Below are 15721 nucleotides of genomic sequence, written 5' to 3' on the forward strand. Positions count from 1 at the left end.
GGGTGGTCACGCGCGGAGGCGGAGGCCCTTCGGGGTGGGGCGGAACCCCGCGTCGGTGAGCACCTCGGCCAACCGGGACCCCCACGCGCCCTCGCCGTCCGCCCGCTGCACCACCAGCTGCTCCAGCCAACCGTCCCGCACCGCGCGCGCGAGCCCGTCCGCCCCGGCGCGCAACACCTGCTCGTCCTCGGTGAACGACAGCAGCGACTTGCCCCCGCGCTCCACGTACAGCACGGCCGCACCCGCGACCAGCACCACCAGCGAACCGGCCTTGCGGCCCGGGCGGTGCCGGGTGTCGCCGACGGCGTCCGGCCAGGGCAGCGCCGCGCCGTAGGGCTGCGCCGGATCCGCGGCGGCCAGCACCACCGCGTCGGCCGCCACGGACCCCCGGCCGTCCGAACCGGACAGCGCGCGCACCCGGTCGATCGCCCCGGGGACCGCGAACTGCGCTGCCCCCAGGCCCTCCACCACATAGCCGCGGCGGCAGCGACCGGACTCCTCCATCGCGCGCAACACCTTGTACACCGCGGAGAAACCGCCGATGACCCGCTCGGTCTCCAACGCGCCGCGGGTCAGCACGCCGTGCCGCTCCAAGAAGGACTCCGCCCTGGCGTGCGCCCGGCGAGTGGGCTCCGCGGCCGGTGCCGGGGCCAGGGACCAGCGCCCGGACACCGCGGGCGGGCCGCTGCGGCTCGGCATCGCGGGCCGGCCGGTGCGCAACCGCGCGTACCGGCCGCGCGGCGCGCTGCGGCGCGGCTTGTGCGCCGCACCCTTCCCGGACACCAGCGCCCGCAGCGGTGCCAACGTGTCGTTGGTGACCCGGCCGGACCACACCAGGTCCCACAGCGCCGCGATCACCGCGTCGTCGGCCGGAGCCTGCTCGCCGCGCTCCACCAGGACCGCGCCCGCGCGGTCGGCCAACGTGCGGAAGAACTGCGCGCCGCCGTCCAGCGTGGACAGCAGGGCGTCGTGCAGCGCGCTCTCCACCGCGGCCTCCGGCAGATCGGGCAGCAGCAGGTCCGCCACGTCCGTCGGAGCGAACGCGATCCACCCGTCCCCACCGGCCAGCGCCCCCGAACCGACCCAGGACACCTCACCGGTGGAGGTCAGCTCGTCGAGCAGCGCGGGCGAGTACCCGGGCAACCGGGCGGGCAGCACCAGCGACTCCAGCGCGCTCGCCGGGATCGGCGCCCCCGCCAACTGCTCGACCACCGCGTACACGTCGTCCACCGTCGGCGCCGTCCGCAGCCGGGCGCCCACGCCGTGCCACGCGGGCAGGAACCGGCCCAGCGCCGCCGGTTCCACCGGCTCCACCTCGGCCCGCAGCCGGGCCAGCGAGCCGCGCCGCAACCGCCGCAGCACCTCGGCGTCGCAGTACTCCAGCGCGCCACCACCCCCGGCCTCCAGCGGGCGCAGTTCGCCGCGCACCAACCGGCCCGAGCCGGTGAGCCGGTCCAGCACGTCGTGCACCACGGCGACACCCAGGCCGAACCGCCGCGCCGCGGCCTCGGCCGGGAACGGGCCGCGGCAGCGCGCGAACCGGATCAGCAGTTCCCCCAGCGGGTCCGCCACCGGCTCGGTGAACGCCTCCGGCACCCCCACCGGCAGCGCGACGCCCAGCGCGTCCCGGACCTTGCCCGCGTCCTCGACCGCGATCCACCGGGCCTCCCCGGCGATGCGCACCTCCAGCACGCGCCGCTGCGCCCGCAGCTCCGCCAGCCACTCGGGGCGGATTCCGCGTTCCTCGGCCTCCGCCGCGGACAGGTCGCCGAGGAACCGCAGCAGGTCCACCGCGGACTCGGCGTCCTTCGCCCGCCGTTCCGGGGCGAGCCGCTGCAACTGCCGCTCGACCTCGGCGACCACCTCCGGGTCGAGCAGTTCGCGCAGCGCCTCCGATCCGAGCAGCTCCGCCAGCAGCGTCGGGTCCAGGCTCAGCGCCGCCGACCGCCGCTCCGCCAGCGGCGCGTCCGCCTCGTACAGGAACATGCCGATGTAGCCGAACAGCAGGCTGCGCGCGAACGGCGACGGCGACGGCGTCTCCACCTCCACCACCCGCACCCGGCGGGACGCGACCTGCGACATCAGCTCCACCAGCCCGGGGACGTCGTAGACGTCCTGCACGCACTCGCGCAGCGCTTCCAGCACGATCGGGAACTGCTCGTACTGCGCGGCCACCGCCAGCAGCTGCGCGGACCGCTGCCGCTGCTGCCACAGCGGGGAGCGCTTCCCCGGATCCCGTCGCGGCAGCAGCAGCGCCCGCGCCGCGCACTCCCGGAAGCGGGCGGCGAACAGGGCCGAACCGCCCACCTCCTCGGTGACGACCTGCTGCACCTCGTCCGGGGACAGCAGCACGTCCTCGGCGCTGGGCAGCACGTCCGCGCCCCCCTCGTCCAGCGCGTCGGCGAGCCGCACCACGATCCCGTCGTCCGAGGACGCCACCTGCGGATCGATCCCGCGCCGCTCCCGCAACCGGGCACCGATCGCCAGCCCCCACGGGCCGTTGACCTGCGCGCCGAACGGCGAGTGCACCACCATCCGCCAGTCGCCGAGCTCGTCGCGGAACCGCTCCACCACGATCGTGCGGTCGTCCGGGACGTGCCGCGTCGCCTCCCGCTGCTCGGCCAGGTACGCCAGCAGGTTGTCCCGCGCCCACTCGTCCAGCCCGGCCCGCGCCATCCGCTCGACCGCGTCGTCCCGGTCCGCGGCCACCAGCTCCCGCACGAACGCGCCCAGCGCCCGGCCCAGCTCCAGCGGGCGCCCCGGCGAATCGCCCTTCCAGAACGGCATCCGCGCGGCCTGCCCCGGCGCGGGCACCACGATCACCCGGTCGTGGGTGATGTCCTGGACCTTCCACGACGAGGTGCCCAGCAGGAACGTGTCGCCCACCCGCGACTCGTAGACCATCTCCTCGTCGAGCTCGCCGACCCGCACCCCGCCGCGCCCGGCCTCCTCGTCGCCCGGCGTCGTCACGGTGAACAGGCCGCGGTCCGGGATGGTGCCGCCGGAGGTCACCGCGAGCCGCTGCGCACCCGGCCTGGCCCGCAGCTCGTCCTGCACCCGGTCCCACACGACCCGGGCCCGCAGCTCCCCGAACTCCTCGCTCGGGTAGCGGCCCGCCAGCATGTCCAGCACCGCGTGCAGCGCCGAATCCGGCAGCCCCGCGAACGGGGCCGCCCGCCGCACCACGCGTGCCAGCGACTCCAGCGGCCACGGCTCCACCGCCACCATCGCCACCACCTGCTGGGCCAGCACGTCCAGCGGGTTGCGCGGGAACGACAGCGATTCGATGAGCCCGGCCGCCATCCGTTCCGCCACCACCGCGCAGCTCACCAGGTCACCGCGGAACTTCGGGAACACCACCCCGCGCGAGACCGCGCCCACCTGGTGCCCGGCGCGACCGACGCGCTGCATCCCGGACGCCACGCTCGGCGGCGCCTCGACCTGCACCACCAGGTCCACCGCGCCCATGTCGATGCCCAGCTCCAGCGAGGACGTCGCCACCACGCACGGCAACCGGCCGGACTTGAGCTCCTCCTCCACGACGGAGCGCTGGTCCTTCGACATGGAGCCGTGGTGCGCCCGCGCCACCACCACGGCGGCGCCGGTGGTGATCCCGGAGCCGCCGACCGCCTCCGCGGGGAACCGGTCCGGTTCGGCGGCCTCCCCGGCGCGTTCGGTGGCGAGCTCGTTGATGCCCGCGGTGAGGCGCTCGGCGAGCCGCCGCGAATTGGCGAACACGATGGTGGAGCGGTGCCGGTCGACCAGGTCCAGGACGCGTTCCTGCACCGACGGCCAGATGGACGTGCGCGGCTGCTCGCCGGCGGCCGGGCCGTCCACCTCGCCTGCCGGCTGCCCGAGCTCGGCGAGGTCCGGGACCGGTACCTCCACGGTCACCTCGACCTGCTTGGGGTGCTCGGGCTGCACGGTGCGCACCGGTCGGCCGCCGCCGAGGAACGTGCTCACCTCCGAGACCGGGCGGACCGTCGCGGACAGCCCGATGCGCTGCGCCGGCGCGGCCAGCAACTCGTCCAGCCGCTCCAGCGACAGCGCCAGGTGCGCGCCGCGCTTGGTGCCCGCCACCGCGTGCACCTCGTCGACGATCACCGCTTCCACGCCGCGCAGCGACTCCCGCGCGGCCGAGGTGAGCAGCAGGAACAGCGATTCGGGCGTGGTCACCAGCACGTCGGGGGGAGTGCGAGTGAAGGTGCGCCGCTCGGCGGCCGGGGTGTCGCCGGTGCGCATCCCCACCCGGATCTCCGGCGGGGCCGCGCCGCGGCGCTGGGTGGCCTGCCGGATCCCGGCGAGCGGGGCGCGGAGGTTGCGCTCCACGTCCACCGCCAGCGCCTTCAGCGGCGACACGTACAGCACGCGGCAGCGCCGCTTCGGGTCCTCCGGGAGCGGTGCGGTGGCCAGGCCGTCCAGCGCGGACAGGAACGCGGCCAGGGTCTTGCCGGAGCCGGTGGGCGCCACGACCAGCGCGTGCTCCCCGGCGCCGATCGCCCGCCACGCCCCGTCCTGCGCCCGCGTCGGCGCGTCGAAGGCGCCCCGGAACCAGTCGCGGGTGGCGGGGGAGAAGCGGTCCAGCACGTCGTCCACCCCTCCATGCTGGACCAGCGGACCGACAGCCGGCGCCGGTCGCCGCGCGGGGGGCCTCAGCGGCGGCGGTTCTGCCAGAGCCAGCGGAGGGTGACGACGATCGCGACCAGCAGCATCGCGGCGATCACCAGCTGGCCCAGCGGGCTGGAGAGGCCGGTCGGATCCGCTTGCATCGGCAGCACACCTCGACGGTACCCGGCGGTGCGCTCGGTAGGCTGGTCGCGATGCGACACACCGATTTCCGCGAACGCATGGCCGAGGAGTTCGGCAGGCTGCGCGCCGAGATGCTCGCCGAGGACCACGTGCTGTCGACGCTCGGCGGCCGCACCGCGGACCAGGCCCTGGAGGCCGGGTACTCGCCGAAGCAGGTGTGGTTGGCGCTGTGCGACGTCTTCGAGGTCCCGGCCGCGCGCCGCTGAACCCGTTCTTCACACGCAAGGGTGACAGGGTTGGCGTGTCGGCTCGGTGATCGAACATCCGTTCGCCTATGATCGGATGCGCGGACCGGACCTCGGTGTTCGACCGGGCCCCGTCGCCGGAGAACGGGCGACCGGGTGGCCAGGGCATCCACCGGAGTGTCGGTCCCAACCCGTAGCGTCGTGCGCACACGACGAAGTCCGACTTGACCGAGGTGGACCCCCGATGGCAGCGACACCGGACAAGGGCAAGGCGCTCGAACTGGCCCTCGCCCAGATCGACAAGCAGTACGGCAAGGGATCGGTGATGCGGCTCGGCGACGAGTCGCGGGCGCCGGTCGAGGTCATCCCCACCGGGTCCATCTCGCTGGACGTGGCGCTGGGGATCGGCGGCCTGCCACGGGGTCGCATCGTGGAGATCTACGGCCCGGAGAGCAGCGGTAAGACCTCGGTCGCGCTGCACGCGGTGGCCAACGCCCAGAAGCTCGGCGGCACCGCCGCGTTCATCGACGCCGAGCACGCGCTGGACCCGGAGTACGCCAAGTCGATCGGGGTGGACACCGACGCGCTGCTGGTCTCCCAGCCCGACACCGGTGAGCAGGCGCTGGAGATCGCGGACATGCTGATCCGCTCCGGTGCGCTGGACTGCATCGTGATCGACTCGGTGGCCGCGCTGGTGCCCCGCGCCGAGATCGAGGGCGAGATGGGCGACAGCCACGTCGGCCTCCAGGCCCGGCTGATGAGCCAGGCGCTGCGCAAGCTCACCTCCGCGCTCTACAACGCCAAGACCACCGCGATCTTCATCAACCAGCTCCGCGAGAAGGTCGGCGTCATGTTCGGCAGCCCGGAGACGACCACCGGTGGCAAGGCGCTGAAGTTCTACTCCTCGGTGCGGCTGGACGTGCGACGGATCGAGACGCTCAAGGACGGCTCCGACGCGGTGGGCAACCGCACCCGGGTCAAGGTGGTGAAGAACAAGACCGCGCCGCCGTTCAAGCAGGCCGAGTTCGACATCATCTACGGCATCGGGATCAGCCGCGAGGGTTCGCTGATCGACATGGGCGTGGAGCAGGGCATCATCCGCAAGTCCGGTGCCTGGTACACGTACGAGGGCGACCAGCTGGGCCAGGGCAAGGAGAATGCCCGCAAGTTCATGCGGGAGAACCCGGACGTGGCGAACGAGATCGAGAAGCGGATCAAGGAGAAGCTCGGCATCGGGGCCAAGCTCGACGACGAGCAGGCCGCGGAACCGGCTCCCGTCGAGTTCTGAGCCCGCTCGTGCCGGAAGACGACGACTCCGCCCGTTCGCCCTGGGACGACGAGTCCTCCCGGGCCGGTTCCCGCGGGCAGCGGGCCGGCTCGGTGGCTCGGCGGCGCAGCGGTTCCGGCGGGCGAGGCGTGTGGCGCAGCACGGACCACGCGCCCCGTTCGCCGGACGATGCCGCGGAATCCGGCTCCGGTGCGGCGAGCTCGCCGGACACCGGCGCGTCCGCCGAGTTCGTGTCGGCGGACGGTTCCGCCGCGCGTACCGGCAAGCGCCGTCGCCGCAGCGAGCTGGTCACCGGCGAACCCGAACTCGGCGAACCCGAACCCGCACCGAGCGGTCGGCGTGGCGGGCAGCGCCGCGAGGAACGTCCGCCGGGCGTGCCGCAGTCCCCGGAGGCCTCGGCCCGCGACATCGTGTACCGGCTGCGGGGGGGGCGCGCCCGCCGCCGCTCCGAACTGCGGAACGCCTTGCTGCGCAAGGAGATCGACGAGGACGTCGCGGACGCGGTGCTGCAGAAGTTCGTCGACGCGGGCCTGGTCGACGACGCCGAGTTCGCCGAGGCCTGGGTCAACGAGCGCCAGCGCAACCAAGGCCTGGGCCGCAAGGCGCTCGGCTACGAGCTGCGCCGCAAGGGCGTCGAGGAGCACCTCGTCGCCGAGGCGCTCTCCGCGGTGGACCCGGACGCCGAGGAGGAGCGGGCGCGGGAGCTGGTGCGCCGCAAGCTCCGCTCCGCCCGGGTCGACGACCAGGAGAAGCTGCTGCGCCGGCTCGTCGGCATGCTCGCGCGCAAGGGCTACTCCGAAGGCCTCGCCTTCCGGGTCGCGAAGGACGAACTCGGGCGAGCGGACGACCCGGACCTGTCCTGAGCGGGGGCGGCCAGGTCCGGACGGCACCCGAGGTGACGCAGCACGCGCCCGGCGGGTGGATTCGGAGATCACCGGTCTTCGCTAGGCTGCCCGCTCGGACGTCCGGAGTCGATCGACAGGGGTGACATGCGAGTCGGTGGTGGCGCGGGAACGGCGGCACGGCACATCGTGTGGGACTGGAACGGCACGTTGCTCGACGACAACGACGCCGTGGTCGCGGCGGTGAACGCGGTCTGCGCCGAGTTCGGCAGGGACCCGATCGACCTGGAGCACTGGCGGACGGTGTTCAGCCGCCCGCTGCAGCAGTGCTACGAGCGGCTGCTGGAGCGTCCGCTGACCGAAGCGGACTGGAACAAGCTGGACGTGCTCTACCACGAGCACTACCGGGAACTGCTGCACACGGCGCGGCTCGCCCCGGGCGTGCCGGACGAACTGCACAGCTGGTCGGCGGCCGGGCGCACCCAGTCGCTGCTGTCGATGTGGTTCCACGACGAACTGGTCCCGTTGATCACCGAGCTGGAGCTGCTGCCGCTGTTCGAGCGCGTCGACGGGCTGCGCACCGAGGTGGGCGGCGGCGCCAAGGCCGAGCACCTGGACCACCACCTCGCCGCGCAGCGGTTGCGGCCGGCGGACGTGGTGCTCATCGGCGACGTCCTCGACGACGCGCTCGCCGCCGACAAGGTCGGCACCGGCTGCGTGCTGGTGACGACGGGCGTGATGAGCCGGTCCGCGCTGGAACCGGCGGGGGTGCCGGTCGTCGACTCCATCCCGGACGCCCTCGCCCTGATCACCGACGAGCTCGCGGCCTGATCCCGGGCGGGTCGCACGCCGGTCAGTACAGCGTCGGCGGTGACGTCGTGACGATGCGCCGCCAGGGTCCGCCGGGCACGTCGGACTCCTCCACGAAGCGCCAGTTCACCCGGTCCTGCGCGCCGTTGAGCCGGGTGAACCCGAGGCAGCCGTTCAACGCGGGGGACACGTCCAGTCCCGCCCCGTTGAACCGGGTGTTCACCGGTCGCGCGTCGTCGGGCCCGAACACGTAGCGGGCGTCGTGGTACTCGGCGGGCCCCGCGTCCTGCACCTGCCCGTAGCAGACCGCGTCGCCCCTGGTGAGCTGCACCCAGCGGTTCTTCAGGTAGCTGAACGCGCGGTCCCGCTCGCGCCCGGCGTAGCCCGGATCGCGGCTCCACGGCACCACCTCGGCGCGCTGCGCGAAGGCGATCGGATCGTTCAGGTCGTCGAACGGCAGGTCCAGGTAGAACGGGTTCTCCCGCGGTGCCATCCGGGTCGGGAAGTACCCGTTGTGCGCCGTCCGCGGCTCCGTCTCGCACCGGCCGTCGACCAGCACCCCGTCGCAGCCGCCGTAGTGCTCCTGCCACGCCGCGTCGTAGGTGGAGATCACCTGGCTGCCGTCGGAGGCGTCCGGGTCGAGCACTTCACCGACCAAGAACGTGGTCGCCACGATGCCGGTGTGCCAGGGGTACTGGCGGCCGGGCACCTGCTCACCTCCCGCGCAGGAAGCGGTGATCAGGGCCGCGGTCAGCGCCGCCACCGCGCGCGTCCGGGGCAGCGGCATGCGAGCTCACCCCGTTCCCCGGCCGGTCACGGGCACAGCCACCGCCGCGGGACCCACCAGTCCAGTTCGCGGCAGGAGCTCTCGTTGGTGGCCTTCGCGTCGACCCGCACCTGGTAGTCGTCGGTGGTGACCGAACCCGGCGAGAACAGGGCGAGCCCGTAGCTGAGCCCGGTCGCCTCCTCCGGAACCGGCGGGGTCGTCCAGTGCGCCCTCGACCACTGCTCGGCGGGCGCGAAGGTCGGTCCGGCCACCCAGTAGCGCCACTGCCCGACCCGGTCCCGGTAGTACACGGCGAGCTGGGTGGGCGCCGTCGACTTGTACCAGGTGCTGAGGGTGTAGTTGTGCCCGGTGTGCGCGGGCAGCGAGTACTCGCCGAGGTCCAGCGTCGACATGAGTTTCGCGTCGCCGTCGGTGAACCGGGTCATGTCCAGGCGTTGCGCCCACCGCCCTTCGTGCGCGTCGCGGGTCCTGGTCCACACCGGCGTGTTCGTCCCCCAGCCGCCGGTCTCCCAGCCGATCGGGAGCCCGTCCGGCCCGGCGTGTTCGAGCGACGCGTTGACCGGCCGGTCTCGGTCCTGCGGCGGGGACGCCCGGTGCACGGGTGCGACCCGGCCGCCGACGATCTCGTGCACGGTGCGCACCGGGGTCCCGCGGTCGTGCAGCCAGCCCGCGAACTCGTCGAGGACCCGCGGGTTGAGCCCGAGGGGCCCGCACATCTCGCAGGTCTGGTGCAGCACCAGCGGTACCCACCCGCCACCTGCGTCATCGGCGCGGGTCACCGCCTCCTTGAGGTCGTCGACGGTGGTCTCGCGCCGGATCATGCCGGGGGAGCGGATCTCGTACGGGTCGGCGGGCGGGGTGGATTCGGCGGCGGGGCAGTCGGCGCAGTCGCCGGGCGCGCGCAGACCGCCCATGGTGCGGGCGCTGTTGTAGCCGCAGTCCTGCACGGCCTTCCGCACGTTCTGGTCGGTTTCGTTGAACGGCGTGGTGAACGAGGTGGCCTGGTAGCCCCACTGCTCCAGGTTGGCCCGGTCGTCGCAGATCTGCCTGCGCATCTCGTCGGGGCTGACGGAGGTGAGGTCGGGGTGGGTGACGGTGTGCCCGCCGATCTCGTGTCCGGCGTCGGCGATCCGCCGCAGCTCGTCGTGACCGAGGTAGCCGGGGCTGCCGATGGCACCGGAGATGATGTAGAAGGTGCCGCGCATGCCGTGCCGCTGCAGCACTTCGGCGCCGGAGGTCTGCGAGACGCTGCCGTCGTCGAAGGTGAAGCTGACGACGGTCCCTGAGCCGGGGGTGCGGTCCGGTTCGGCGCTGGCGGGGCTGGCCCCGGCGATGCCGAGGAGCGCGGCGAGCAGCAGGGCGCCGAGCGCTCGCCGGGGCCGGCGGTGCGGCTCCGGCGAGCGGTGTCGGTTGGCGCGCAGGTGCATTCGGTGACCGTCCCAGCGTCGAGGTCCTCCCGACGCTACGAGCCGCCGCGGGCGGGCCGGATCGCCTGCGGAGGGGACGGCGGCTACCGCGTTCGCGGGAGGACCGCGCCGATCGGCGGGCCCGTCCCGGGCGGATCGGCCCCGCCCGCGGATCGCTGCGGCGCCGGACCAGCACCAGAGCCGCCCCGAGGGCGACCGGATCAGCACCGGAGTCCCCCGGGGCCAGTGGATCAGCACTCGCCCCGCCGGTCTGAGCCGACCCGAACCGCCCGAGGCCGATCGGATCAGCCCAGCGCCGACCGGATCAACCCAGCGCCGACCGGATCAACCCAGCGCCGACCGGATCAACCCAGCGCCGCGGCTTGCCGCGCCAGCGCTTCGATCTGTCCCCACTGCCCGGCGGCGAGCAGCTGCTTCGGCGCCAGCCACGAGCCGCCGACGCAGCCCACGTTGGGCAGCGCCAGGTAGCGGCCCGCGTTGTCGACGCTGATGCCGCCGGTGGGGCAGAACCGTAGCTGCGGCAGCGGCCCGGCGATGGACTTGAGGTACGGCACCCCGCCGCTGGGTTCGGCGGGGAAGAACTTCATCGCGGTCACCCCGCGCTCGGCGAGCCGCATCGCCTCGGCGACGGTGCTGACTCCCGCGAGGTAGGGCAGTCCGGTGGCGTCCACGTCGTCGAGCAGCCGGTCGGTGGCGCCGGGCGTGACGATGTACCGGGCGCCGGCTTCGCGCGCCTTGTCGGCCTGGCCGACCTCGGTGATGGTGCCCGCCCCGACGACGATCTCCGGGACTTCCGCGGCGAGCCGTTCGATGGCGGGCAGGCCCGCGGGGGTGCGCAGGGTGACTTCGATGGTGCGGATGCCGCCGCGCAGCAGGGCTTGGCCGAGCGGCACCGCGTGGGCGACGTCGTCGAGGGCGACGACGGGCACGACGGGGCTGAGCTCGAGCACTTCGGAGGCAGTGTTCATGGCGGTGTTCACCTGTTCTCGGTAAGCGCCGGTGCGGGCGGTCGGTCGTCCTGCGCCGCCCGCGGTCCTTCGGACGGGCGGATCAGACGGGCAGGTCGCTCGGCGCGTCGGTGCGCTGCTGCGGTGCGAACACGCTAGCGCCCTGGTCGGCGCGGCCGACGGCGTGGCGGAAGGCGGCGAACAGTTCGCGGCCGGTGCCGTGCTGGGTGGTGACGGCGCCGGGGGCGGGTTCGCGGGCGGCGAAGTCGTCGTCGCCGACGAGCACTTCGAGGGTGCCGTTCTCGGCGTCGAGCCGGACCATGTCGCCGTCGCGCACCCGCGCGAGCGGTCCGCCCGCGGTGGCTTCGGGGGTGAGCTGGATGGCGGCGGGGATCTTGCCGGAGGCCCCGGACATGCGTCCGTCGGTGACCAGCGCGACCTGGTGTCCGCGGTCCATGAGCACGCCGAGCGCGGGGGTGAGCCCGTGCAGCTCGGGCATGCCGTTGGCCTGCGGCCCCTGGTTGCGGATGACGACCACGACGTCGTGGTCGAGTTCGCCGGTGCGGAACAGCTCGGTGAACCGGTGCTGGTCGTCGAAGACGCGCGCGGGCGCGGTGACGACGCGGTGCTCCGGCTTGACCGCGGAGACCTTGATGACCGAGCTGCCGAGGTTGCCGCGCAGCACGCGCAGCCCGCCGTCGGGCGCGAACGGGTCGTCGACGCCGCGCAGCACGTCCGGGTCGAGGCTGTCGGCGGGGGCATCGCGCCACACCAGCTCGCCGTCGTCGAGGAACGGCTGCTGCCGGTACCGGTCGAGTCCGTACCCGGCGACGGTGTGCACGTCGGGGTGCAGCAGTCCGGCGTCGAGCAGCTGGCCGATGAGGGTCTGCACGCCTCCGGCGGCGGCGAAGTGGTTGATGTCGGCGGAGCCGTTGGGGTAGACCCGCGACAGGGAGGGCACGACGGCGGAGAGCTCGGCGAAGTCGTCCCAGGTGAGTTCGATGCCCGCGGCGGCGGCGATGGCGGGCAGGTGCAGCGTGTGGTTGGTGGAGCCGCCGGTGGCGAGCAGCGCGACGACGCCGTTGACCAGGGCTCGTTCGTCGAGCAACCGGCCGATCGGGGTGCGCTCCTCGCCGCGGGCGAGCTGCACGACGCGCCGCGAGGCCTCGTCGGTGAGGGCGCGCCGCAGCGGGGTGCCGGGCGCGACGAAGCTGGAGCCGGGCAGGTGCAGCCCCATCACTTCGACGACGAGCTGGTTGGAGTTCGCGGTGCCGTAGAAGGTGCAGGTGCCGGGGGAGTGGTAGGAGGCCGATTCGGCTTCGAGGAGGTCTTCGCGGGTCGCCTTGCCCTCGGCGAACAGCTGCCGGATGCGGCTCTTCTCGCCGTTGGGCAACCCGGAGGGCATCGGTCCGGCCGGCACCAGGATCGTCGGCAGGTGGCCGAAGGCGAGTGCACCGATGAGCAGCCCGGGCACGATCTTGTCGCACACGCCGAGCAGCAGCGCCCCGTCGAACATCTCGTGGGAGAGCGCGACGCCGGTGGCCATCGCGATCACGTCGCGGGAGAACAGCGACAGTTCCATGCCCGCGCGGCCCTGGGTGATGCCGTCGCACATGGCGGGGACGCCGCCGGCGAACTGGGCGACGCCGCCCGCGTCGCGCACCGCGTCCTTGATCCACGCGGGGTATTCGTCGTAGGGCTGGTGTGCGGAGAGCATGTCGTTGTACGCCGACACGATCGCCACGCCCGGCTTGGTCTCGCCGCGCACCGCGATCCGGTCGGCGCCGCTACAGCCCGCGAAGCCGTGGGCCAGGTTGCTGCAGGGCATCCCGGCGCGGGTCGGGCCGTCGGCGGCGGCGGAGTCGATGCGTTCGAGGTACTCGCGCCGGGTGCGCGCGCTGCGCTGCGCGATGCGCTCGGTGACCCGAGCAACGACGGGATGGATGGCCGCGTGCGTCGCCATTCCTCGCCTCCTGAGCGATCAGTGCTGATGAGCGCTGTGCGGGGCGACGACGTTGGCGCCTTCGTGACGGCAGCCACACTAACGGGTGTGACGGGGAAGTCAAAACCGATCCAGAATTCGTTGCGAGTGTGAACACTACCTGTCGTTCGGATGACTAGCGGATGTACTCACCGTTCGCTGTGCCGTTGAGCTGCGGTGCTCCGCACCGCGTGGCAGTGCTGCCGGAGCACCCGGCAAGCCCCATCGCCCCGCCGTCCCGAACCGGGTTCTGGGGTTTTCCCAGCGCCCCGGACGGGTGCGGCGCGTTCGCCGACGCGCCCCGCCGTGATCCGCTCGGCTGGCAGGATGGTGCGCATGCGCACGGGAGTGGTGGCAGTGGTGCTCGCTGGCGGAATGGCCCTGGCCGGATGTTCGGCGGGCACTGGTGAACCGGAGCAGCCGCCGCCGAGCACTCCCGCCCCGGTGGCCCCGCCGGCCGCGTCCCCGCGGCCCGGTGCCGCACCCCCGCCGCCGGTCGAGCTGGGCGGCTCGGCGACGCTGGAGGAGGTGCGCCAGCGCGGCTCGCTGCTGGTGGGGTTGCGCGCCGAGGAACCCCGGTTCGCCACCCGCGACGGCAGCCGCTACCGCGGTTTCGACGTGGAGGTGGCCGAGCTCGTGGCGCAGGGGCTGGGCCTGGACCCGCGGACCCAGATCTCCTACCGGATGCTGCCGCCGACGCTGCGCGACGGTTCGCTGGCGCGCGGTGAGGTGGACCTGCTGGTCGGCGGGGCCGAACCGGGCGAGTCGGGCGTCGACGCGGTCGGCCCGTACGCGGTGACCGCGGACGGGACCGAGCACTACCTGGGCATCAAGTCCGGCGATGAAGCGCTGCACGACCGGATCACCGCCGCGCTCGACGCCGCGGTGGGCGACGGCACCTGGCAGCGCGCCTACGACGAGACCCTCGCGGCGGAGGGCGTGCAGGCCCGCCCCGCCCCGCGCTGAGGCGGGACGGGGCGGGACCGGATCACTCCGCGGCCTGGGCCTGGGCGGCGCGGGCGGCGGTGCCGCCACCCTTGCGGCCCTGGCTGAGCCTGCGCTCGGTGTAGACCGCCGCCCGGCTCAGCGCGTAGTTGAGCACCACGAACAGCACGCCGATGACGAAGTACGTCTGGATCGGGTTGTTCAGGTTCTGGATGACGATCTGCCCCTGCCGCACCACGTCGACGTACGAGATGATGAAGCCCAGCGAGGTGTCCTTCACGATCACTACGAGCTGGCTGATCAGCGCGGGCAGCATCGCCCGGAACGCCTGCGGCAGCAGCACGGTGCGCAGCACCTGCGAGCGCCGCATCCCGATCGCGTAGGCGGCTTCGCCCTGACCGCGCGGCAACGACTGGATCCCGGCCCGCACGATCTCGGCGATGATCACCGAGTTGTACGCGGTGAGGCCGATGACCAGGTACCACATCACCGACATGTCCAGCCCGAACGAGGGCAGCACCCGGCTGGCGAAGAACACCGCGATGACCACCGGCACGCCGCGCAGCAGCTCGACGACGCCGACGACTGCCCACCGGTACCAGCGGGCCGCGACGATGCGGGACACCGCCAGCAGCGTGCCGACCAGCAGCGAGAACGCCATCGCCAGCACGGCGGTCAGCAGCGTGTTGCCCAGCCCGACGCCCATCAGCGTCCACAGCGGGGCGAAGGTGCCGTCGGTCGGGTCGATCAGCGGACCCCACTTGTCGACGGTCAGCTGGTCGTTGGCGCCGAGGGTGTAGAGCACCCAGGCCAGCACCGCGGCCAGCACGACGCCGACGGCGACGCTGAGCAGGAGGGAACGCCGCTTGGCGGCGGGCCCGGGGGCTTCGTAGAGCACGGAGTTCGTCATCGGGCGATCGCCACCTTCCGCTCCAGGGCGCCGAGCAGCAGCCCGGCCGGGATCGTGATCACCAGGTAGCCGAGCACCACGCCGATGAGCACCGGCAGCACGGCCTCGCCGCGCGCCGAGGTCAGCGTGTCGCCGACGGCGAACAGGTCCCCGCCGACGCCGAACGCGCCCACGATCGCCGAGTTCTTGATCATCGCGATGAAGACGTTGCCCAGCGGCGGCACCACGGTGCGGATCGCCTGCGGGAGCACGACCAGGCTCAGGACCTGGCCGAAGCCGAGGCCGATGGCGCGGGCCGCTTCGGCCTGGCCGGGCGGCACGGCGTTGATGCCGCTGCGGATCGCCTCGCACACGAAGGCGGAGGTGTAGAGGGCGAGCCCGATGGTGCCGAACCAGAAGTAGGAGCCGTTGAGGCCCAGTTCGGGCAGCCCGAAGGCCATGAAGAACAGCACCACGGTCAGCGGGCAGTTGCGGAACACGGTGACCCACGAGGTCCCGGTGGCGCGCAGCGGGGGCAGCGGTGCGACCCGGAAGGCCGCGATCACGGTCCCCAGGACCAGCGCGATCAGCCCGGCGTACAGGCATATCTGCAGCGTTCGCAGGAGCCCGCTCAGGTAGAGGGGCAGGTTGTCGGTGATGACGTGCACGGTTCTCTCCGGCTCTGCGGACAGGGAGGTGGGGGGGGGGGGGGGGGGGGGGGGGGGGCGCCCCCCCCCGGGGGGGCGCGGGGGGGGGGGCCCGCGGGCGCGCGGGGGGGGGGGGGGGGGGCGGGGCCCCCCCGCGGGGCCCC

Annotated in this window: 12 protein-coding genes; 5 read left to right on the plus strand and 7 right to left on the minus strand. The window is 73.5% G+C overall.

Annotation, left to right across the window (positions count from 1 at the left end; all coding sequences use genetic code 11):
• Positions 1-6: 6 nt before the first annotated feature.
• Positions 7-4596: an ATP-dependent helicase gene (locus LCD31_RS00355; protein WP_224955345.1), complete on the minus strand. Its 4590-nt coding sequence runs from the start codon at positions 4594-4596 to the stop codon at positions 7-9.
• Between the two features lie 224 nt (positions 4597-4820).
• Here LCD31_RS00355 and LCD31_RS00360 point away from each other — a divergent pair, with 224 nt between their 5' ends.
• The 4 genes from LCD31_RS00360 (at position 4821) to LCD31_RS00375 (ending at position 7955) form a co-directional block, all read left to right on the plus strand.
• Entirely contained in the window at positions 4821-5015 is a 195-nt protein-coding gene (locus tag LCD31_RS00360) for a DUF3046 domain-containing protein (protein ID WP_224955346.1), read from the plus strand.
• A gap of 223 nt (positions 5016-5238) precedes the next feature.
• Positions 5239-6282, plus strand: a complete 1044-nt coding sequence (gene recA / locus LCD31_RS00365) for a recombinase RecA (protein ID WP_224955347.1) — start codon at positions 5239-5241, stop codon at positions 6280-6282.
• A gap of 8 nt (positions 6283-6290) precedes the next feature.
• A complete protein-coding gene (locus LCD31_RS29420; protein ID WP_308015811.1) occupies positions 6291-7145 on the plus strand; it encodes a regulatory protein RecX in 855 nt (284 codons plus the stop codon).
• A 126-nt stretch (positions 7146-7271) separates the two neighbouring features.
• On the plus strand, positions 7272-7955 hold the full coding sequence (locus LCD31_RS00375) for an HAD family hydrolase (RefSeq protein ID WP_224955348.1): 684 nt from the start codon (positions 7272-7274) through the stop codon (positions 7953-7955).
• A gap of 22 nt (positions 7956-7977) precedes the next feature.
• Here the strand turns inward: LCD31_RS00375 and LCD31_RS00380 are convergent, their stop codons facing one another.
• The 4 genes from LCD31_RS00380 to edd all read right to left on the minus strand — a co-directional run bounded on the left by LCD31_RS00380 (position 7978) and on the right by edd (position 13058).
• Positions 7978-8721: a hypothetical protein gene (locus LCD31_RS00380; RefSeq protein ID WP_224955349.1), complete on the minus strand. Its 744-nt coding sequence runs from the start codon at positions 8719-8721 to the stop codon at positions 7978-7980.
• A 26-nt stretch (positions 8722-8747) separates the two neighbouring features.
• Complete coding sequence (locus LCD31_RS00385) at positions 8748-10148, minus strand: polysaccharide deacetylase family protein (RefSeq protein WP_224955350.1); 1401 nt, start codon at positions 10146-10148, stop codon at positions 8748-8750.
• Positions 10149-10492: 344 nt separating this feature from the next.
• Positions 10493-11116 carry a bifunctional 4-hydroxy-2-oxoglutarate aldolase/2-dehydro-3-deoxy-phosphogluconate aldolase gene (eda, locus tag LCD31_RS00390; RefSeq protein ID WP_224955351.1) on the minus strand — a complete coding sequence of 208 codons (624 nt, stop codon included), beginning with the start codon at positions 11114-11116 and terminating at the stop codon, positions 10493-10495.
• Positions 11117-11198: 82 nt separating this feature from the next.
• Positions 11199-13058, minus strand: a complete 1860-nt coding sequence (gene edd, locus LCD31_RS00395) for a phosphogluconate dehydratase (RefSeq protein ID WP_224955352.1) — start codon at positions 13056-13058, stop codon at positions 11199-11201.
• 354 nt (positions 13059-13412) lie between these two features.
• On the opposite strand from edd, the gene LCD31_RS00400 reads away from it, so the two are divergent.
• Positions 13413-14042 carry a transporter substrate-binding domain-containing protein gene (locus LCD31_RS00400; protein WP_224955353.1) on the plus strand — a complete coding sequence of 210 codons (630 nt, stop codon included), beginning with the start codon at positions 13413-13415 and terminating at the stop codon, positions 14040-14042.
• A gap of 22 nt (positions 14043-14064) precedes the next feature.
• On the opposite strand, the gene LCD31_RS00405 is transcribed toward LCD31_RS00400, so the two are convergent.
• The gene (locus LCD31_RS00405) at positions 14065-14931 is read right to left on the minus strand and encodes an amino acid ABC transporter permease (RefSeq protein WP_224955354.1); all 867 of its coding nucleotides are present in this window, start codon (positions 14929-14931) and stop codon (positions 14065-14067) included.
• Complete coding sequence (locus LCD31_RS00410; protein ID WP_224955355.1) at positions 14928-15578, minus strand: amino acid ABC transporter permease; 651 nt, start codon at positions 15576-15578, stop codon at positions 14928-14930. The genes LCD31_RS00405 and LCD31_RS00410 overlap by 4 nt, the downstream gene beginning before the upstream one ends.
• Positions 15579-15721 lie beyond the last annotated feature (143 nt).

It is taken from the genome of Saccharopolyspora sp. 6M (assembly GCF_020176775.1).
Lineage (GTDB): Bacteria > Actinomycetota > Actinomycetes > Mycobacteriales > Pseudonocardiaceae > Saccharopolyspora_C > Saccharopolyspora_C gregorii.

Bases quoted from the DNA above. Each gene is read 5' to 3' on its own strand.
- LCD31_RS00360 (WP_224955346.1), top strand. From the start codon at position 4,821: ATGCGACACACCGATTTCCGCGAACGCATGGCCGAGGAGTTCGGCAGG.
- recA (WP_224955347.1), top strand. From the start codon at position 5,239: ATGGCAGCGACACCGGACAAGGGCAAGGCGCTCGAACTGGCCCTCGCC.
- LCD31_RS00375 (WP_224955348.1), top strand. From the start codon at position 7,272: ATGCGAGTCGGTGGTGGCGCGGGAACGGCGGCACGGCACATCGTGTGG.
- LCD31_RS00380 (WP_224955349.1), bottom strand. From the start codon at position 8,721: ATGCCGCTGCCCCGGACGCGCGCGGTGGCGGCGCTGACCGCGGCCCTG.
- LCD31_RS00385 (WP_224955350.1), bottom strand. From the start codon at position 10,148: ATGCACCTGCGCGCCAACCGACACCGCTCGCCGGAGCCGCACCGCCGG.
- eda (WP_224955351.1), bottom strand. From the start codon at position 11,116: ATGAACACTGCCTCCGAAGTGCTCGAGCTCAGCCCCGTCGTGCCCGTC.
- edd (WP_224955352.1), bottom strand. From the start codon at position 13,058: ATGGCGACGCACGCGGCCATCCATCCCGTCGTTGCTCGGGTCACCGAG.
- LCD31_RS00400 (WP_224955353.1), top strand. From the start codon at position 13,413: ATGCGCACGGGAGTGGTGGCAGTGGTGCTCGCTGGCGGAATGGCCCTG.
- LCD31_RS00405 (WP_224955354.1), bottom strand. From the start codon at position 14,931: ATGACGAACTCCGTGCTCTACGAAGCCCCCGGGCCCGCCGCCAAGCGG.